This is a genomic window from Burkholderia perseverans (genome assembly GCF_022870505.1).
Lineage (GTDB): Bacteria > Pseudomonadota > Gammaproteobacteria > Burkholderiales > Burkholderiaceae > Burkholderia > Burkholderia plantarii.
The window spans coordinates 2,081,171-2,098,936 of sequence record NZ_CP045093.1 but is presented as its reverse complement, the minus strand read 5'-3'; the positions used below and the strand labels follow the sequence as shown (position 1 = coordinate 2,098,936).

Annotated in this window: 15 protein-coding genes, 1 tRNA gene and 2 pseudogenes; 14 read left to right on the top strand and 4 right to left on the bottom strand. The window is 66.8% G+C overall.

Annotated features, from left to right (window positions below; translation table 11 throughout):
• The first annotated feature begins 420 nt into the window (after window positions 1-420).
• Window positions 421-864 carry an HU family DNA-binding protein gene (locus BpN12_RS08600; protein ID WP_042628221.1) on the top strand — a complete coding sequence of 148 codons (444 nt, stop codon included), beginning with the start codon at window positions 421-423 and terminating at the stop codon, window positions 862-864.
• Between the two features lie 304 nt (window positions 865-1,168).
• Here the strand turns inward: BpN12_RS08600 and BpN12_RS08595 are convergent, their stop codons facing one another.
• Together BpN12_RS08595 and BpN12_RS08590 are read right to left on the bottom strand one after the other, a co-directional pair.
• Window positions 1,169-2,320, bottom strand: a complete 1,152-nt coding sequence (locus tag BpN12_RS08595; protein ID WP_246792014.1) for a porin — start codon at window positions 2,318-2,320, stop codon at window positions 1,169-1,171.
• A 381-nt stretch (window positions 2,321-2,701) separates the two neighbouring features.
• Window positions 2,702-3,607: a YihY/virulence factor BrkB family protein gene (locus tag BpN12_RS08590; protein ID WP_246792013.1), complete on the bottom strand. Its 906-nt coding sequence runs from the start codon at window positions 3,605-3,607 to the stop codon at window positions 2,702-2,704.
• Window positions 3,608-3,965: 358 nt separating this feature from the next.
• Here BpN12_RS08590 and BpN12_RS08585 point away from each other — a divergent pair, with 358 nt between their 5' ends.
• The 10 genes from BpN12_RS08585 to BpN12_RS08540 all read left to right on the top strand — a co-directional run bounded on the left by BpN12_RS08585 (window position 3,966) and on the right by BpN12_RS08540 (window position 16,005).
• On the top strand, window positions 3,966-4,991 hold the full coding sequence (locus BpN12_RS08585; RefSeq protein WP_246792012.1) for a succinylglutamate desuccinylase/aspartoacylase family protein: 1,026 nt from the start codon (window positions 3,966-3,968) through the stop codon (window positions 4,989-4,991).
• Window positions 4,992-5,525: 534 nt separating this feature from the next.
• Window positions 5,526-8,594: a formate dehydrogenase-N subunit alpha gene (fdnG, locus tag BpN12_RS08580; protein ID WP_246792011.1), complete on the top strand. Its 3,069-nt coding sequence runs from the start codon at window positions 5,526-5,528 to the stop codon at window positions 8,592-8,594.
• Window positions 8,595-8,606: 12 nt separating this feature from the next.
• Window positions 8,607-9,521 carry a formate dehydrogenase subunit beta gene (gene fdxH / locus BpN12_RS08575; protein ID WP_198253006.1) on the top strand — a complete coding sequence of 305 codons (915 nt, stop codon included), beginning with the start codon at window positions 8,607-8,609 and terminating at the stop codon, window positions 9,519-9,521.
• Window positions 9,518-10,162 (top strand): formate dehydrogenase subunit gamma, encoded by a 645-nt coding sequence (locus tag BpN12_RS08570; RefSeq protein WP_246792010.1) that lies wholly within the window; start codon window positions 9,518-9,520, stop codon window positions 10,160-10,162. Before fdxH ends, BpN12_RS08570 begins: the two co-directional genes overlap by 4 nt.
• A 398-nt stretch (window positions 10,163-10,560) precedes the next feature.
• Complete coding sequence (gene fdhE, locus BpN12_RS08565) at window positions 10,561-11,496, top strand: formate dehydrogenase accessory protein FdhE (RefSeq protein ID WP_246792008.1); 936 nt, start codon at window positions 10,561-10,563, stop codon at window positions 11,494-11,496.
• A 13-nt stretch (window positions 11,497-11,509) separates the two neighbouring features.
• Window positions 11,510-12,985, top strand: coding sequence for an L-seryl-tRNA(Sec) selenium transferase (gene selA, locus BpN12_RS08560; RefSeq protein ID WP_246792006.1), 1,476 nt, complete (start codon window positions 11,510-11,512; stop codon window positions 12,983-12,985).
• Window positions 12,982-14,892 carry a selenocysteine-specific translation elongation factor gene (selB, locus tag BpN12_RS08555; RefSeq protein ID WP_246792005.1) on the top strand — a complete coding sequence of 637 codons (1,911 nt, stop codon included), beginning with the start codon at window positions 12,982-12,984 and terminating at the stop codon, window positions 14,890-14,892. Before selA ends, selB begins: the two co-directional genes overlap by 4 nt.
• 37 nt (window positions 14,893-14,929) lie before the next feature.
• Window positions 14,930-15,025: transfer RNA gene (locus BpN12_RS08550), tRNA-Sec, on the top strand.
• A 150-nt stretch (window positions 15,026-15,175) separates the two neighbouring features.
• Window positions 15,176-15,580: an Arm DNA-binding domain-containing protein gene (locus BpN12_RS08545; RefSeq protein ID WP_246792004.1), complete on the top strand. Its 405-nt coding sequence runs from the start codon at window positions 15,176-15,178 to the stop codon at window positions 15,578-15,580.
• On the top strand, window positions 15,556-16,005 hold the full coding sequence (locus tag BpN12_RS08540) for a hypothetical protein (RefSeq protein WP_246792003.1): 450 nt from the start codon (window positions 15,556-15,558) through the stop codon (window positions 16,003-16,005). The genes BpN12_RS08545 and BpN12_RS08540 overlap by 25 nt, the downstream gene beginning before the upstream one ends.
• A gap of 66 nt (window positions 16,006-16,071) precedes the next feature.
• Here BpN12_RS08540 and BpN12_RS08535 read toward each other — a convergent pair whose 3' ends face one another.
• Window positions 16,072-16,362 carry an addiction module antidote protein gene (locus BpN12_RS08535; RefSeq protein ID WP_246792001.1) on the bottom strand — a complete coding sequence of 97 codons (291 nt, stop codon included), beginning with the start codon at window positions 16,360-16,362 and terminating at the stop codon, window positions 16,072-16,074.
• A 3-nt stretch (window positions 16,363-16,365) separates the two neighbouring features.
• A pseudogene (locus BpN12_RS33440) lies at window positions 16,366-16,660 on the bottom strand (type II toxin-antitoxin system RelE/ParE family toxin).
• A gap of 46 nt (window positions 16,661-16,706) precedes the next feature.
• Between BpN12_RS33440 and BpN12_RS08525 the strand changes: the two are divergent.
• From BpN12_RS08525 to BpN12_RS08515, 3 genes and pseudogenes are all read left to right on the top strand, one after another.
• Window positions 16,707-17,021, top strand: coding sequence for a hypothetical protein (locus tag BpN12_RS08525; RefSeq protein WP_246791999.1), 315 nt, complete (start codon window positions 16,707-16,709; stop codon window positions 17,019-17,021).
• Window positions 16,970-17,083 (top strand): annotated as a pseudogene (locus tag BpN12_RS08520) (lysis system i-spanin subunit Rz); the annotation flags it as partial. The gene BpN12_RS08525 and the pseudogene BpN12_RS08520, both read left to right, overlap by 52 nt.
• Before the next feature lie 154 nt (window positions 17,084-17,237).
• Window positions 17,238-17,561 (top strand): ArsR/SmtB family transcription factor, encoded by a 324-nt coding sequence (locus BpN12_RS08515; protein ID WP_246791997.1) that lies wholly within the window; start codon window positions 17,238-17,240, stop codon window positions 17,559-17,561.
• The last annotated feature ends 205 nt before the right edge of the window (window positions 17,562-17,766 follow it).

The following is a 17,766-nucleotide window of genomic DNA, read 5'->3' as shown; positions in this document are numbered from 1 at the left end:
GCTGAAAACACGCCGCGGCGTTCCGGTTCATGTCGTCCATGTGGTGGTTGTTCCCTTCGCCCCGGCGCAGCGCCGGGGCTTTTTTACGCGTGCTCGGCACGCACGGTGCCGTGCCGGATGGCTTGCCGAAGCCGTTATAGAAGAGCCTATTGAAGCCTTCATGGAAGGCGCATCGATGCCGCGGCCGACGCGGTGACGGCCCACCGAATCGCACATAATTCGACTTGCGCCGACCTCGCCCGGCGCGTTCACCACCATGCCGGCGCACACGACAGTCTGCGCCGAGCAACAAAACCTGCCGAAAACCCGCATATCGCGCACAAAAGTGCAGCACAAAGCGCCGCGCCGCTTGTAGAATCCGGCCTTGAAGCATGCACATCGTATGCTTCGCATCCAACGACCACACCTGGTAGGAGAAACATGGCGACTTCCGCAAAAAAGGTGGCCAATAAGGCTGCCGCACCGGCCAAGAAAGTGGCTGCCAAAAAAGCAGCGCCCGCGAAGAAAGTAGTGGCCAAGAAGGCTGCCGCGAAGGTGCCGGCCGCTCCGACGCCGATCAAGGACAGCTTCACCAAGGCATCGCTCGCCACGCATATCGCCGAGCGCGCCGAAGTCGAGCTGAAGACGGTCAAGGCCGTGCTCGCGACGCTGGAAAACGTGATCCTCGGCTCGATCCACAAGAAGGGTGCAGGCGAATTCACGCTGCCGGGTCTGCTGAAGATCTCGGCACAGGCAGTCGCGGCGAAGAAGAAGCGTTTCGGCAAGGATCCGTTCACGGGTGAAGAGCGCTGGTTCCCGGCGAAGCCCGCGAGCGTGCGCGTGAAGGCACGTGCGCTGAAGAAGCTGAAGGACGCAGCAGCCTGAGGGAATTGCTGAGGCGCCCGGCGTCATCCGGCCGTCACGGTAGCCCAAAAAGATCCCCGCGTGCGGCAAGCGCGCGGGGATTTTTTTATGCGCCGGCCGGCCGTGAGGAGGTGTCCTGACCACGGCGTGACCGCCGCGTGCTGCTTCGGCATCCGTAGCGACGCGGCACGCTGCATGACGGCTGCCCGCGGCGCGCCGGGGCGAAAAAAAACCAGCCGTCGGCAATGCGCCTCGGGCTGGTTTTCCAGGGCGGCCGTCGCGCGGTGCCGGCAGGCACCGCGGCAAGCCGCTGGTGATGCTTTTTTTAGAACTTGTGGCGCAGGCCGAGTGCGACCAGCTCCTGCGAGCTCGTGCCGGCGATGCCATACGAGCCGATCGATGCCTGGGCTGCCTGCGTCGAGCCATCGGCCAGACGTTGCGTGCCGCTCGCGTGCTGGTACGCGCCGACCAGGTAGATGTCGGTGCGCTTGGACAGCGAGTAGTCGCCACCCAGCGAAACCTGGTGGTACTTCGCGTCCGTGTCGCCGCTCGCCTTCGTGTACGAGTAGCCGAGGCCCAGCAGGATCGCCGGCGTGGCCTGGAACGTCGCGAATGCACGGCCGGTGTTGAACTTCTCGGTCTGCGCGAACGACGAGAAGCTGTCGCGCTTGTATTGCGAGTTGCTGTAGCCGAGGCCGGCCGTGAACGGGCCGAACGTGTACTGGCCGGCAACCTGGCCGATGCCGATCGACTTCGCGTTGGTGTAGCCGCTGTTGATCGGGCCGTCGAAGATCGCGTCCGAGGTACCGCCCCAGTTCGCGCCGCGCGATGCGCCGTACAGGTTCGATGCGTAGAAGTAGCCGCCTGCCACGCCGATCGGGCCGTTGTTGTAGGCCACCGCAGCCGACCACGTCTGCCCCGAACCGTTCGAGCCCGCGACGCCGCCCAGCGCGTACATGCCTTCGAACTGCAGGCCCGCGAACACCGGCGAGGTGTACTTGACGACGTTGTTCACGCGCAGGCTGTTGTCGTTGTTGTCGACGTCGCCCGGCGTGGCGAACACGCTGCCGAAGTAGTTGTCGGCCGTGACGGCCTGGACCATGTCGACCAGCGGGTCGTACTGGCGGCCAAGCGTCAGCGTGCCGTAGTGATCGCTTTGCAGGCCGACGTAAGCCTGGCGGCCGAACATCTTGCCGCCCTGGCCGAGCGTGCCGTTGTTGGAGTTGAAGCCGTTTTCCAACTGGAACACCGCCTTCAGGCCACCGCCCAGGTCTTCCGCACCCTTCAGGCCCCAGCGGCTGCCCTGCAGGTTGCCGCTGTTCATGGCCCAGGTGTTGTTACCCTGGCCGCCGCTACCGTGGACGTAGGTGATTGCCGTGTCGATGATGCCGTACAGCGTCACGCTCGATTGGGCGTGAGCGGCACCTGCTGCGCCGAGCAGGGCCAGGGAGAGGGCAGACAGAGCGATTTTTTTCATAGGAAAAGTTCTCCACGCAAAGTGATTCGTTATTTATTTGTTGCGGAATGGAGAATAGCGCAGTGCAGAACACGCAAGAAACCGAGAAAAATAAAGTGTCTCCAAAACGTCACAGCGATAAACTTCTTTGAATATCAATTAGATAGAAGATTGTTACGAAAATTGATGATATTTCCGAGTGAGTTGCTGTGATTGTTGTGGAAATTGAGGGTCATGACGGCACGGCACCGCGAAGCAGCGATTTTTCGCCGAAAACGCACGAATTCAAACGTTTGCGCGTGGGGTGCGTGTCATTTCGTGCCGGGCGCCGGACGGCACGAGGCGGGCCGGGCGGGCCGGCCAAGGCAGGGAGGGACGGTTCGCGGCGGATGCCGCCGCGTATCAGGGATTGTGCGGACTAGCCGCGCGGTTTTGGGCGCGCTGGTGTTCAGCGTCGCCGCGCGCGGCCGCGAACTCGGCGCCGAGCAGCAGCACGGCCGCCGAGAAGTACAGCCACATCAGCAGGACCGCGAGCGAGCCCGCGGCGCCGAACGCGCTGGCCGTGCCCGCGTGCGCGAGGTACAGCGCGAACAGCTTCTTGCCCGCCGAGAACAGCACGGCCGAGACGATCCCGCCCGTGAGCGCGTCGCGGCGCGTCACGTGCGCGTCGGGCAGGAACTTCAGCAGCGCCGCGAACGCGGCGGCCAGGATCGCGATGCCGGCCGTGAACTGCAGCAGGTTGCCGATCACCACGAACGGCGTGTTGCCCCACAGCCAGCGGCCGATGAACGTGATGGCCGTGTCGAGCATCAGCGAGACGATCAGCAGGAACGCCACGCCGAGCACCAGCCCGAACGAGATCAGCCGCACCCGCACCAGCCCGAACATCGACGACCAGCGCTTCTCGGCCGACGGCCAGACCACGCCGAGCGCCGTGTTCAGCGACGAGAACGTCGCCGAGGCGCCCACCACCAGCAGCAGGACCGAGACGGCCGCCGCCACGCCGCCGCCGCTGCCCTTGCGATGCGCGTTCTCGACGATGGTCTGCACGCCGGCCGCGGCATCGTTGCCGATCAGGTTGTGGACCTGGCTGAACACCTCGCCGCGCGCGGCGTCGGCGCCGAAGAACCAGCCCGCCACGGCGATCACCATCACCAGCATCGGCGCGAGCGAGAACGCCGAATAGAACGCGATGGCGGCGGCCATGGTCGTGCAGTGGTCCGCCGAGAAGCGCCGGAACGCGTCAAGCGCCCAGTTCACGTTGGTCTTGACGAGCTTTTCCTGCGGTTGCGAGAGCAAGGGCTTCATAGGTATCGACGTCGAGCGCGAAGCGCGCCGTTCACGGTTGTTTTTGGGTCGGACGCATCATCTTTCAAAAAGTTTATTCGATCGCACGCGCGGTGCCGCTCGCCTGCACGCATCCGCGCCGGCTGGCGCCCGTCCCCTCGATCCGGGCCGGGCGCGCGTGGCGGGCGTCGGGGCCGGAACGCGCGCCGCGTTCACGCGCGAGCGCCGGACACGACGCGCAAACGCCATGCCCGGCATGCTCCGGCAGCGCGAGCCCTGCCGCCGCGCCGCGCCGCGCGCCGTGATGCGCGCGCGGCGCCCTGATTCCCGCGAATGCCGGTAAGCTGCGGTATCGTTTCCGAGCCCGCCAACCCTGATCATGACCGACGTATCCCCCCGACTTCCGAACCCGATCCGCTGTGAAATCGATCTCGACGCCGACGGCAAGCAGGCCGGTTACCTGCGCCTGCCGCACTCGGTGCATCGCTCCGCCTATGGCTGGCTGCCGGTGCCGATCGCCTCGATTCGCAACGGCGAGGGGCCGGTCGTGCTGGTGATGTCGGGCAACCACGGCGACGAATACGAAGGGCAGGTGCTGACCTCGCGGCTGATGCGCGAGCTGACGCCGGAGGCGGTGCGCGGGCAGGTGATCGTGCTGCCGATGGCGAATTTCCCGGCCGCCGAGGCCGGGCTGCGCACCTCGCCGCTCGACGACGGCAACCTGAACCGCACGTTCCCGGGCGATCCGGCCGGCACGCCGACGCAGATGATCGCCGACTACCTCGAGCACACGCTGCTCGCGCGCGCCGATTATCTGGTCGACCTGCATTCGGGCGGCAGCTCGCTGATCTACGACGGCGGCAACCTGATCGCGCTCGATCCGCGCGACGCCGACGAGGAAGTCCGCGTGAAGGCGCTGCTCGGCGCGTTCGGCATGCCGCGCGCGTTCCTGCACGCGCCGAATCCCACCTATGCGTCGGCCGCCGCGCGCCGCCAGGGCGCGATCTCGATCCTCACCGAGCTGGGCGGCGCCGGCATGACCGACGCGAAGCTGCTGCGCCAGGGCTGGCAGGGGCTGCTGCATTTCCTCGGCTTCATCGGCGTGGTGCAGGGGCCGCTCGTGCCGGACGGCCCGCCCGCCGTCACGCGCTTCATGCGCGCGAGCGGGCCGCAGCATTTCGTGTTCGCCTACGAGCACGGCATCTACGAGCCGCTCGTCGAACTCGGCGAGATCGTGCAGGCCGGCCAGCCCGCGGCGCGCATCCATTTCCCCGAGACGCCGCTGCGCGAGCCGGTGGTCCATCGCTTCGACGCGTCGGGCGAGGTGGTGTGCCGCCGCGTGCCCGCGCAGACGCGGCGCGGCGACTGCCTGTTCCAGCTCGCCGAGCCGCACGACACGCTCTGACGCGCCCGCCCGCGTCGTCGTCTTCCGCCTTCCCGCGCCGCGCTGCCTGCCGCTCGTGGTCCGGCACGCGCGGCACTTCGTTGCGCATGCAACGCATTCGCGTGCTTCGTTCCGGCGCGTCGCATCGCTCGTAACCGCTCGGGTCCGCGATTCACACTCGCTATGTTTTTATATATACAGTGAGATGAAAGCACGGCATTTCCGATGATGAATCGATTGATAAGCGATTCGCAGAAGTCCTTGTCGTGTTGCATAGCGAATGGTTGAAATGCCTTCAATCGTTATGTTTTATAGGATATAACGAGGTGCGCGAAAGGATCGCGGAAAGCCTTGCGGTGCAAGGCCATGAGCCGGACGCGACGGCGCCGGCGGTGGCAGGGGAATTGACGAAATCGTCGGATCCGGGCGGACCCGACTAGCTATCGGAAAAACGGTTTCCTATAAACGAAATGAGACGAAACGCGTAAAATCGCCTCGCGACTCTGTCGTCATATGAAATACCTACGTCCCCCCTACATCACCGCCGAGACCATCATGCTCCACCTGTCCCGGCGCCAGTTCTTGAAGGTGACCGCCTCCACGCTCGCCGGCTCGAGTCTCGCCCTGTTGGGATTCTCGCCCGCCGACGCGCTCGCGGAGGTTCGCCAATACAAGCTGGCGCGTACCGTCGAAACCCGCAACACCTGCCCATACTGCTCGGTGGGCTGCGGGATCCTGATGTACTCCCTCGGTGACGGCGCGAAGAACGCCAAGTCGAGCATCATCCATATCGAAGGCGATCCCGACCATCCGGTGAACCGCGGCACGCTGTGCCCGAAGGGCGCGAGCCTGATCGACTTCATCCACAGCCCGAGCCGGCTCACGCAGCCCGAATACCGCGCGCCCGGCTCCGACAAGTGGGAGCCGATCTCGTGGGAAGCGGCGCTCGACCGGATCGCGAAGCTGATGAAGGAAGACCGCGACGCGAACTTCGTCGAGACCACGCCGGACGGCCAGAAGGTCAACCGCTGGCTGACCACCGGCATGCTGGCCGCGTCGGCGGGCAGCAACGAAGTCGGTTATCTGACGCACAAGACGGTGCGCAGCCTCGGGATGCTCGCATTCGACAACCAGGCACGTGTCTGACACGGCCCGACGGTGGCAGGTCTTGCCCCGACGTTTGGCCGCGGCGCGATGACGAACCATTGGGTCGACATCAAGAACGCAGACATCATTCTGGTTATGGGCGGCAATGCCGCTGAAGCCCACCCCTGCGGCTTCAAATGGGTGACCGAAGCGAAGGCGCACCGCAAGGCGCGGCTGATCGTGGTCGACCCGCGTTTCACACGCACGGCATCGGTAGCGGACTACTACGCACCGATTCGTACCGGCACGGACATCGCGTTCCTCGGCGGGGTGATCAACTACCTGCTCGCGAACGACAAGATCCAGCACGAGTACGTGCGCAACTACACGGACTTCCCGTTCATCGTCCGTGAGGATTTCGCGTTCAACGACGGGGTCTATTCCGGCTACAACCCGGACAAGCACGCCTACGACAAGGCCACGTGGGATTACGAGCGTGGCGACGACGGCTTCGTGAAGGTCGACCCGACGCTGTCGCATCCGCGCTGCGTCTACAACCTGATGAAGCAGCATTACGCGCGCTACACGCCCGAGATGGTCGAGAAGACCTGCGGCACGCCCAAGGACAAGTTCCTGAAGGTGTGCGAGATGCTCGCGACCACGGCCGTGCCCGGCCGCGCCGGCACGATCCTCTACGCGCTCGGCTGGACCCACCACTCGGTCGGCGCGCAGATGATTCGCACCGGCGCGATGGTGCAGCTGCTGCTCGGCAACATCGGCATCGCCGGCGGCGGCATGAACGCGCTGCGCGGCCACTCGAACATCCAGGGGCTGACCGACCTCGGCCTGATGTCGAACCTGCTGCCCGGCTACATGACGCTGCCCTCGCAGGCCGAGCAGGACTACGAGGCCTACATCGGCAAGCGCGCGACGCAGCCGCTGCGGCCCAACCAGCTCAGCTACTGGAAGAACTACCGCGCGTTCTTCGTGAGCTTCATGAAGTCGTGGTGGGGCGACGCGGCCACCGCCGAGAACAACTTCGGCTACGACTACCTGCCGAAGCTCGACAAGCCCTACGACCTGCTGCAGACCATCGAGCTGATGGCGCAGGGCAAGATGAACGGCTACATCTGCCAGGGCTTCAACCCGCTCGCGGCCGCGCCCGCGAAGGTGAAGACGGCGGCCGCGCTGGCCCGGCTGAAGTGGCTCGTGGTCATGGATCCGCTCGCCACCGAAACGTCCGAGTTCTGGAAGCCGCACGGCGACTACAACGTGGTCGATCCGGCCGCGGTGCAGACCGAGGTGTTCCGGCTGCCCACCACCTGCTTCGCCGAGGAGCGCGGCTCGCTCGTCAATTCGGGCCGCGTGCTGCAATGGCACTGGAAGGGCGCCGATGCGCCGGGCGAGGCGCGCAGCGACCTCGAGATCATGTCGGGAATCTTCCTGCGCATGCGCGAGGCCTACAAGAAGGACGGCGGCAAGTATCCGGACCCGATCGTCAATCTGACCTGGCCGTATGCGAACCCGGAAAGCCCGACGCCCGAGGAACTCGCGATGGAGTTCAACGGCCGCGCGCTCACCGACCTGACCGATCCGAAGGACCCGGCCAAGGTGCTGGTCAAGCGCGGCGAGCAGCTGGCCGGCTTCGCGCAGCTGAAGGACGACGGCAGCACCGCGAGCGGCTGCTGGATCTTCTGCGGCGCGTGGACGGCGGCCGGCAACCAGATGGGGCGGCGCGACAACTCGGACCCGACCGGCATCGGCCAGACCCTGAACTGGGCCTGGGCGTGGCCCGCGAACCGGCGGATCCTCTACAACCGTGCCTCCTGCGACACCGCCGGCAAGCCGTTCGACCCGACCCGCAAGCTGATCGGCTGGAACGGTCGCGCCTGGGGCGGGGCCGATGTGCCCGACTACAAGGTCGACGAGGCACCCGAGACCGGCATGGGGCCGTTCATCATGAACCCGGAAGGCGTGGCGCGCTTCTTCGCCCGCGACGGCATGAACGAAGGCCCGTTCCCCGAGCACTACGAGCCGTTCGAGACGCCGCTCGCGGCCAACCCGCTCAACCCGGGCAACCCGCGTGCGCTGAACAACCCGGCCGCGCGCGTGTTCCCGGACGACCGGGCCTCGTTCGGCACGCCCGACAAGTTCCCGCACACGGCCACCACCTACCGGCTCACCGAGCACTTCCACTACTGGACCAAGCACGCGCGGCTCAATGCGATCGTGCAGCCCCAGCAGTTCGTCGAGATCGGCGAGGACCTGGCGAAGGAGGTGGGCGTGGTGCATGGCGACAAGGTGAAGGTGTCGTCGAACCGCGGCTACATCGTGGCGGTGGCGCTCGTGACCAAGCGGATCAAGCCGCTGATGGTGGAGGGGCGCAAGGTGCAGACGGTGGGCATTCCGCTGCACTGGGGCTTCAAGGGGCTGACGAAGCCCGGCTATCTCGCGAACACCCTGACTCCGTCGGTCGGCGACGGCAACTCGCAGACACCGGAATTCAAGTCGTTCCTGGTGAAAGTGGAAAAGGCATAAGGGGAACCCGAGATGGCATTGCAATCACTGGACATCAAACGGGTGTCCGCCACCACCACCCCGCCGCCCACCGCGCGCGATCCGGTCACGGGCACCGTCGCGAAGCTGATCGACGTGTCGAAGTGCATCGGCTGCAAGGCGTGCCAGACGGCCTGCATGGAGTGGAACGACCTGCGTGACGAGGTGGGCACCAACGTCGGCGTCTACGACAACCCGGCCGACCTGACCGAGCATTCGTGGACGGTGATGCGGTTTTCCGAATACGAGAACCCGGCCGGCGACCTCGAGTGGCTGATCCGCAAGGACGGCTGCATGCACTGCGAGGATCCGGGCTGCCTGAAGGCCTGCCCGTCGCCGGGCGCGATCGTGCAGTACAACAACGGCATCGTCGATTTCCACGAGGAGAACTGCATCGGTTGCGGCTATTGCGTGACCGGCTGCCCGTTCAACATCCCGCGGATCTCGAAGCAGGACAACCGTGCCTACAAATGCACGCTGTGCTCGGATCGCGTCGCCGTCGGCCAGGAACCCGCCTGCGTGAAGACCTGCCCGACCGGCGCCATCATGTTCGGCACCAAGGAGGACATGAAGCGCCAGGCGGCCGACCGGATCGAGGACCTGAAGGATCGCGGCTTCGCCCACGCGGGGCTGTACGACCCGCAGGGCGTGGGCGGCACGCACGTGATGTACGTGCTGCACCACGCGGACAAGCCGTCGCTGTACCACGGCCTGCCCGACAATCCGTCGATCAGCCCGTTCGTGAAGCTCTGGAAGGGCATCGCCAAGCCGCTGGCGGTGGCCGGCCTCGCGCTGACCGCGCTGGCCGGGTTCTTCCACTACACGCGGGTCGGTCCGAACGAGGTGACGGAGGAGGAGGACGCCGCCGCCCGTGAGGAAGCCCGCCGGATCAAGGAGGACGTGAAATGAGCCACCCGGACCCGAACCTGATCGTCCGCTACTCCGCGAACGAACGCTCGAACCACTGGATCACCGCGATCTCGTTCGTGCTGCTCGCGCTGTCCGGCCTCGCGCTGTTTCATCCGTCGATGTTCTGGCTCACCGCGCTGTTCGGCGGCGGGCAATGGACGCGCATCCTGCATCCGTTCGTCGGCGTCGTGATGTTCGTGTCGTTCGCGATCATGGTGGTGCGCTACTGGCACCACAACCTGATCGACGCCGACGACCGCCGCTGGCTCGGGCAGATGAACGACGTGCTGAACAACCGCGAGGAAAACCTGCCGCCCGTGGGCCGCTACAACGCCGGGCAGAAGCTGCTGTTCTTCACGCTCGTCATCTGCCTGCTGGTGCTGCTGCTGTCGGGCATCGTGATCTGGCGCCGGTACTTCTCGTTCTATTTCCCGATCGGGATCATCCGGCTCGCGGCCGTGGCGCATGCGGCCGCCGCGTTCGTGCTGATCGCCAGCATCATCGTCCACATCTACGCGGCGCTGTGGGTGAAGGGCTCGATCGGCGCGATGGTGCGCGGCACGGTGTCGTTCGGCTGGGCGCGCAAGCACCATCCGAAGTGGTTCCGTCAGGCGGTGAAGGAGTCGGGCCGCGCGCGCTAGGCGCGTGGCGCGGTACTCGCCATCGGGCGCCGGCCGGCTCGCGTCAGGGCCGGCCGGCGCCGATCGGGCCATCCGCGGATGGCCTTTGTTTTTAGAGCGTGGCCGGCCGCGGGCAGGGCGATTGTTTCGTGATTGTTTCCTGATACGAAGCGATCGCGCGCGGCATGGCCAGGCAGGCTCGCGCCACGGTCCGGTTCGTGGCGCCCGCCGCACGGAAGCGGTATGCTTCACGGCGGCGCGTTGCCTGCCGTCGGCTGCCCCGGGCCGGCCCTGCGAGCCGGCCTTCATTCCCGATCGGCATCGATCCTCGCGGCGGCGCTCGCGCCCCGCGCATGCCGGTCGCGGCGAATCATCCGGCGCCCCGGCGGCGCCGGCACAGACTGTACTGGGTGACCCACGTGACACAACGCATACTCGATCCGAACGACATCGCGGCGCTCGATCATTCGGCGATTCCGCGCTTCCGGCTGCCCGAGCGCGCCACCGTGTTTGCCGAGCGCGCCGCGCGGCTGCGCAAGCTCGCCGACCTCAATCCGATTTCCGGCTACCTGCGCCTGATGGCGACGCTCGCCGACGCGCAGCAGGCCGTGCTCGACACGCTCGACGCCGCGCCGCCCAGCGCCGAGGCGATCCGCCAGGCGCAGGCGCATTCGATGCCGGTGCTGCCGGCCATGAGCGGCGCGCGCGACCCGCAATGGCGCACCGTGCTGCAGCGCCTGCTCGACGGCATCGAGCAGGCCGGGCTCGTCACGCCGCCGCTCGCGAAGCTGATCGACGCGCTGCGCCTGAAGAGCGCGGCCGAACTCGACGCGCAGGCCGATGCTGTCGTCGCGCTGCGGCTGGCCGAAGTCGAGCCCGCCTCGGCGCCGTTCATCGCGGCCGCGCTGCAGGTGGTGTGGACCGATCTCGCCTCGCGCGTGGCGCCCGGCGACGTGCCGTATCTCGACCAGCCCGGCCTGTGCCCCGTGTGCGGCTCGCATCCGGTCGCGAGCGTGATCCGCGTCGGCGGCCAGTACAACGGCTATCGCTTCCTGCAATGCTCGCTCTGCACGAGCGAGTGGCACATGGTGCGCACCAAGTGCTCGCACTGCGATTCGACCAAGGGCATCGCCTATCACGGCGTGGAAGGCGGCAGCGAGGCGATCAAGGCCGAATCGTGCGACGAATGCCATACCTATCGCAAGATCGGCTACCAGGAGAAGGACTACGCGTTCGAGCCGCTCGCCGACGATCTCGCCAGCCTCACGCTCGACCTGCTGATGAACGAGGCCGGCTACCAGCGCGCGTCGCCGAATCCGCTGCTGTGGCCCGAGCTGTCGTCGTCCGACGCCTGAGCGGAGCACGCCTTTGAGTGATAGCGATAACGGCTTGACCGAACTGAAGGCGCTGCTCGCGCGCGTGCCGTCCGTGGAGCGGATCGTGTCGTCCGACGCGGTGCGCCCGCTGATCGACAGCCATGGCCGCACGCGCGTGCTCGGCGCCGTGCGCGCCGCGCTCGACGCCTGGCGCGAGCAGGCGCGGCGCGACCCGGCCGGCGTGAGCGCGCCCGACGACGCCGGCCTTGCCGCCGAGGTCCGCACGCGGCTCGCGGCGGCCGACGCGAGCGCGCTGAAGCCCGTCTTCAACCTGACCGGCACCGTGCTGCACACCAACCTCGGGCGCGCGCTGCTGCCCGACGAGGCCGTGCGCGACGTGGTGGCCGCGCTGACGCGGCCGATGAACCTCGAGTTCGATCTCGACACCGGCAAGCGCGGCGACCGCGACGACCTGATCGACGGCCTGATCTGCGAGCTGACCGGCGCCGAGGCCGCCACCGTCGTCAACAACAACGCCGCCGCCGTGCTGCTGACGCTGTCCGCGCTCGCGTCGAGGAAGGACGTGATCGTCTCGCGCGGCGAACTCGTGGAGATCGGCGGCGCGTTCCGGATTCCCGACATCATGAGCCGCGCCGGCGCGCGGCTGCGCGAGGTCGGCACCACCAACCGCACTCACGCGCGCGACTACGCCGAGGCGATCGGGCCGCGCACCGCGCTGCTGATGAAGGTCCACTGCAGCAACTACGCGATCAGCGGCTTCACCAAGGAAGTGCCGATCGAGGAACTCGCGCCGCTCGGCCGCGAGCGCGGCGTGCCGGTGGCCGTCGACCTCGGCAGCGGCACGCTCGTCGACCTCTCGCAATGGGGGCTGCCGCACGAGCCCACCGTGCGCGACACCATCGCCGCCGGCGCCGATCTCGTCACGTTCAGCGGCGACAAGCTGCTCGGCGGCCCGCAGGCCGGCCTGATCGTCGGCTCGCGCGAACTCGTCGCGAAGATCAAGAAGCATCCGCTCAAGCGCGCGCTGCGCGTCGGCAAGCTCACGCTGGCCGCGCTCGAACCCGTGCTGCGGCTCTATCGTGCGCCCGAATTCCTGCGCGAGCGGCTCACCACGCTGCGCCTGCTCACGCGCCCGCAGGCCGAGATCGCGGCCGCGGCCGGGCGCCTGCTGCCCGCGTTCCAGCGCGCCGTCGGCGAGGCGTTCGCGGTCAGCGCCGAGCCGATGTTCAGCCAGATCGGCAGCGGCGCGCTGCCGGTGGACGTGCTGCCGAGCCATGGGCTGGTGGTGCGCGCCATCGGTACCCGGCGCAGCGGCCGCGCGCTCGGGCAGCTGGAGGCGCGGCTGCGCGAGTGGCCGCGGCCCGTGATCGGCCGCATCGCCGACGACGCACTGCGGCTCGACCTGCGCTGCCTCGAAGCCGCCGACGAGGCCACGCTGATCGCGCAGTGCATGGCAGCGGCCACCGCCGCCGCCGCGCCCGGCGAGCCCGGAGGCGCGCGCTCATGATCGTCGGCACCGCGGGCCACATCGATCACGGCAAGACCACGCTGGTGCGCGCGCTGACCGGCGTGGACACCGACCGGCTGAAGGAGGAGAAGGCGCGCGGCATCTCGATCGAGCTCGGTTACGCCTACACGCCGCTCGACAACGGCGACGTGCTCGGCATGATCGACGTGCCCGGCCACGAGCGGCTGGTTCACACCATGGCCGCCGGCGCGTGCGGGATCGACGTGGCGCTGCTCGTGATCGCCGCCGACGACGGCGTGATGCCGCAAACGCGCGAGCATCTCGCGATCCTGCAACTGCTCGGCGTCACGCACGGGCTCGTCGCGCTGACCAAATGCGATCGCGTGGACGCCGCGCGCCTCGCGCACGTGGCCGACGAGATTCGCGCCGAGCTGGCCGGCACCGCGCTGGCCGCGGCGCCGATCTTCGAGACGCGCGCCACCCAGGTTGGCGACGCCGGCGTGGCCGCGCTCGGCGCCGCGCTGCGCGAGCTGGCCGAGCAATGGCGCGCGCGACGCGACGACGGGCTGTTCCGGCTCGCCGTCGATCGCGTGTTCACGCTGAGCGGGCAGGGCACCGTGGTGACCGGCACCGCGTTCGCCGGGCGCGTGCATGCCGGCGAGGCGCTGACCGTCGCGCGCACTGGCGAGGTCGTGCGCGTGCGCGGCCTGCATGCGCAGAACCGGGCCGCCGACACCGGACATGCCGGCGAGCGCTGCGCGCTGAACCTGGCCGGCATCGACAAGGCCGCGCTCGCGCGTGGCGACGTGGTGGCCGATGCGCGGCTCGCGAGCGTGTCGCCGCGCATCGACGTCGAACTGAGCCTGCTGGCCGACGCGAATCTCACGCTCACGCACTGGGCGCCGCTGCACGTGCATCTCGGCACGCAGCACCAGGTCGCGCACGTCGTGCCGATCGACGGCGACGCGCTGGCCGCCGCGCAACGCGGCCGCGTGCAGCTGGTGTTCGACGCGCCCGTGTTCGCGATGCCCGGCGACCGCTTCATCGTGCGCAACGCGCAGGCCACGCGCACCGTGGGGGGCGGCCGCGTGCTCGATCCGTTCGGTCCCGCGCACAAGCGCCGGACCATTGCGCGCCGCGCGTGGCTCGACGCGCTGGCCGTGTGGCTCGACCAAGGGCAACTCGGGCCGCTGCTCGACGAGGCGCCGCTCGGCGTGCCGATCGCGACGCTGGTGCATCTGACCGGGCTGGCCGCCGAGGCGCTGCCGCTGCCCGAGAACGCGGCCGTGGTGCCCGGCGCGGACGGGCCGCGCGCGATCGCGCCGCGTTATCGCGAGGCGCTGCGCCGGCGCGTGCTGGAGGCGCTGGCCGTGTTCCATGAGCGCACGCCCGACGAGCCGGGGCCGGAACTCGGGCGGCTGCGCCGCATCGCGCTGCCGCTCGCCGACGAGCCGCTGTGGCGCGCGCTGATCGATGCGATGGTGGCCGAGGGCAGCGTGGCGCGGCAGGGGCAGTGGGTGCATCTGCCGACGCACACGGCGAGCCTCGAGCCCGCCGACGAGGCGCTCGCGCAGCGGCTGCTGCCGCTGCTGGCGGCGGGGCGCTTCGATGCGCCGTGGGTGCGCGATCTCGCGACCGCGACGGGCGCCGGCGAGGAGACGGTACGCACGCTGCTGCGCAAGCTCGCGCGGCGCGGCGAGGTGCATCAGGTGGTGCGTGACCTGTTCTACGCGCGCGAGGTGGTGGCCGAGCTCGCGCGGATCATCGCCGCGCTGGCGGAGCAGGGCGGTGGTGCGGTGGACGCGGCGACGTTTCGCGACGCGACCGGGCTGGGCCGTAAACGCGCGATCCAGATTCTCGAATTCTTCGATCGGGTTGGGTATACTCGCTTTCACCGCGACCGCCACTTGCTGCGCGGGGAGAATGCTAAAGGTGCGCTCTCGTAGGTGTTTAAGTAGGTGTGGCGGCGCGCGACACGCTCGCGGAAGGCATTCGTATCCGGTGGTGCGGCCAGGCTTCAAACCTGGTTGGGGACGTCAATCGTTCCCGGGTTGGTTCGACTCCAGCTGCCTTCCGCCATTCAAGGCTCTCAAGCTTTCTCGTTTACTCCCGATCATCACCTCCTGAGCCTTATCTGGTGGGCGTTTTGGGGGTGTCGCCATTCTTGCTCGGCCTCTCATGTTCCCGCAGAATTGAAGCCTCTTTTGGGGGTAGATTTGGGGGTGAGGGATGGCGCGGCAACTGCACCGGCTGACCGCAATGGGCATCGCGAAGCTGGTCGATCCGGGATATTACGCTGACGGTGGCGGCCTGTATTTGCAGATCACGCTGAGCGGCTCGAGGTCGTGGGTCTACAAATTTATGCTCGCCGGGCGATCGCGTGAGATGGGGCTGGGCGCTCTCTCGGTTCTCTCCCTGGCAGCGGCCCGAAAAGAGGCCGTCGAATGCCGGGCCTTGGTGAAGCAGGGCATCGATCCGATCGAGAATCGCCGCCGTGTCCAGACCGAGCGCGCAGCCGCTGATGCGCCAGGTGTGACGTTCAAGCAAGCCGCCGAGGCCTACATCGCGGATCGAGTGCCGACCTGGCGCAATGCGAAACACGCGAAGCAGTGGACAGCGACTTTGGACACGTAGGCGTTCGGTTCAGCGACCACCACGATCACTCGACGCGGCAGAAGACGAACGCCGATCGGGTCTATCGCTGGCTCGATGACGACGACAACGATCGCAATCTGCTGTCAGTGAACATGCTGCCGTCGATTCTTGCGGGCCTGCCGGTCGAGAGCCAACTTGCTGTGTTGGGCGAGATCCTGTCGCCGTCGGGGCTGTCGGTTCGGCCGATCGATCGTCGTTGTGACGGCGAGGTCCATCCGGCGGAGGTTGTCCGCGCGATCCTCAGCAGCAACCACCGAACCGAGTCGGCGGCAGCCGATCTGCTCGACGGTATTGATCCAGGCGAACTGCGCCGCTTGCACGTCAGCCTGAGCGATGAGATCGGCATGAAGAAAACGCTGCTTGGCCGTGTTGAAGCCGCGATGGTGAAAGCGGGCGAGGGCTGATACATGCCACTCCACCGCAGTGGTAGACGACAGCGCGCCGATCTTCCAGTGTCAGGCGCTCAGTATTCAGCGCGCCGGGGTAAAGGTGACTTGTACACCGAGTGCTTGGATGACTCGCTGAATCGTGTCGTAGCGTGGATGCGCGCCGGGCGCGAGCGCTTTGTACAGGCTTTCGCGATTGAGGCCGGCATCTGTTGCGACCTTCGTCATCCCGCGTGCGCGCGCAACCGCGCTGATCGCCGACAGCAGCACGTCCGGATTGGAATCCTCGGCGGCAGCGGCGAGGAATTCTGCGATTGTCTCTTCGCTGTCGAGATAGTCAGCGGCGTCGAACACCGCGTAGTTGGTGGTAGGCATCGGTTACTTCTCCAATTCACGGGCCATTTGGACTGCGCGCTTGATGTCGCTCTTCTGCGTGGACTTGTCACCGCCGGTGAGCAGGAAATACACGACGGCCCCCTGTCGCACGTAGTACACGCGATAACCGGGACCCACATCAATTTTCATTTCACACACGCCTTCTCAGAACACGGTATTCGCCGAAGTTGCCGTGCTGCGCACTGATCAGCCGAGCTGCGATACGAGCCTTGGCACGAGCGTCGCGCAGGTCACGGAGCCATTCGTTGAATTCGTCGGAGCGGATCAGCGTGTTCATGATTTCATTGTAGCCGATCGGCTACAAAATGCAAAGGGAGGTAGGGATGGCAAAGGATTCAGTTGAGGCATATGGCGGTACGGGCGAGTGCGCTGCCGTGTTCTTCGATCCCGACGATCTGGTGATCATCACCGACCCGAACCACGCGCTATTTGACCGTCGAGCGCTGCTGCCATTCGACGAGCCGATGGTACTGAACTTCATCTCGACCGGGCGCATTTATCAGACGATCACGGTGACGAAAGACATCGAGACCGGCAAAACCCTTGTGGTCGACGGCCGGCGCCGGGTGATCAACGCACGTGAGGCAAACGCGCTTTCGCTGTCGCTGGGGACGACGAGCGTGAAATCGACAAACTGAGGGTTTTGCAGGAATACGTGTGTGCGGTGCGGCCTGGGACTGCGGGATGCAGCAGTTTGTAGCCACCGCGTGCGTTGCATTGCGGTTGAGCTCTCGATGGCCGTCCGTTGTCGACCCGAAACGGCCACTTGAGCCGGATTCCCAAGTGGCTGCTTTCAAGCCGGAAGCGGCCTGAATTTTCTTGCCGCTTCTTTATATTTCGAATATATTGGAAATATGGAAGAAAAAGACATCGTTCGCGCCCTCGCGGCGCTCGCCCATGACTTGCGATTACGCGTGTTCCGCATGTTGGTTGTCGCCGGTCCGGAAGGCCTCACTCCAGGCACCATCGCGACTCAACTCGATGTGCCGAATGCGACGCTCTCCTTTCACCTCAAGGAACTGATGAACGCAGGGCTGGTCACGCAGGAGCGCGACGGGCGCACGTTGATTTATCGGGCCGCCTACGAGCAGATGAATGCCGTCCTCGGTTTCCTGACAGAGAACTGCTGCCAAGGCCAGCCCTGCCTCAGCCCGCGCGCAGGTTCGTGCCCATGCTGAACGAGAACGCCCCCAACATCGTCGCTGCGCGCCATAGCGCGTCGAAACCGGCCATTGGCTTCTTCGAGCGCTACCTGAACCGCCCCGGGAATCGTGGAGGCTGGTTGGTTTAAGTTAATACAGGCACGTCAGCGGTATTTCTGAGTTGCCTGTAGTAGTTTGCCTCAGCCTCAGCGGGCGGGATATGGCCGAGCGGTTCCATCAG

Excerpts from the sequence above, each read along its gene's own strand:
- BpN12_RS08600 (WP_042628221.1), top strand. The coding sequence starts at position 421 with ATGGCGACTTCCGCAAAAAAGGTGGCCAATAAGGCTGCCGCACCGGCC.
- BpN12_RS08595 (WP_246792014.1), bottom strand. The coding sequence starts at position 2,320 with ATGAAAAAAATCGCTCTGTCTGCCCTCTCCCTGGCCCTGCTCGGCGCA.
- BpN12_RS08590 (WP_246792013.1), bottom strand. The coding sequence starts at position 3,607 with ATGAAGCCCTTGCTCTCGCAACCGCAGGAAAAGCTCGTCAAGACCAAC.
- BpN12_RS08585 (WP_246792012.1), top strand. The coding sequence starts at position 3,966 with ATGACCGACGTATCCCCCCGACTTCCGAACCCGATCCGCTGTGAAATC.
- fdxH (WP_198253006.1), top strand. The coding sequence starts at position 8,607 with ATGGCATTGCAATCACTGGACATCAAACGGGTGTCCGCCACCACCACC.
- BpN12_RS08570 (WP_246792010.1), top strand. The coding sequence starts at position 9,518 with ATGAGCCACCCGGACCCGAACCTGATCGTCCGCTACTCCGCGAACGAA.
- selB (WP_246792005.1), top strand. The coding sequence starts at position 12,982 with ATGATCGTCGGCACCGCGGGCCACATCGATCACGGCAAGACCACGCTG.
- BpN12_RS08545 (WP_246792004.1), top strand. The coding sequence starts at position 15,176 with ATGGCGCGGCAACTGCACCGGCTGACCGCAATGGGCATCGCGAAGCTG.
- BpN12_RS08535 (WP_246792001.1), bottom strand. The coding sequence starts at position 16,362 with ATGCCTACCACCAACTACGCGGTGTTCGACGCCGCTGACTATCTCGAC.
- BpN12_RS08525 (WP_246791999.1), top strand. The coding sequence starts at position 16,707 with ATGGCAAAGGATTCAGTTGAGGCATATGGCGGTACGGGCGAGTGCGCT.
- BpN12_RS08515 (WP_246791997.1), top strand. The coding sequence starts at position 17,238 with ATGGAAGAAAAAGACATCGTTCGCGCCCTCGCGGCGCTCGCCCATGAC.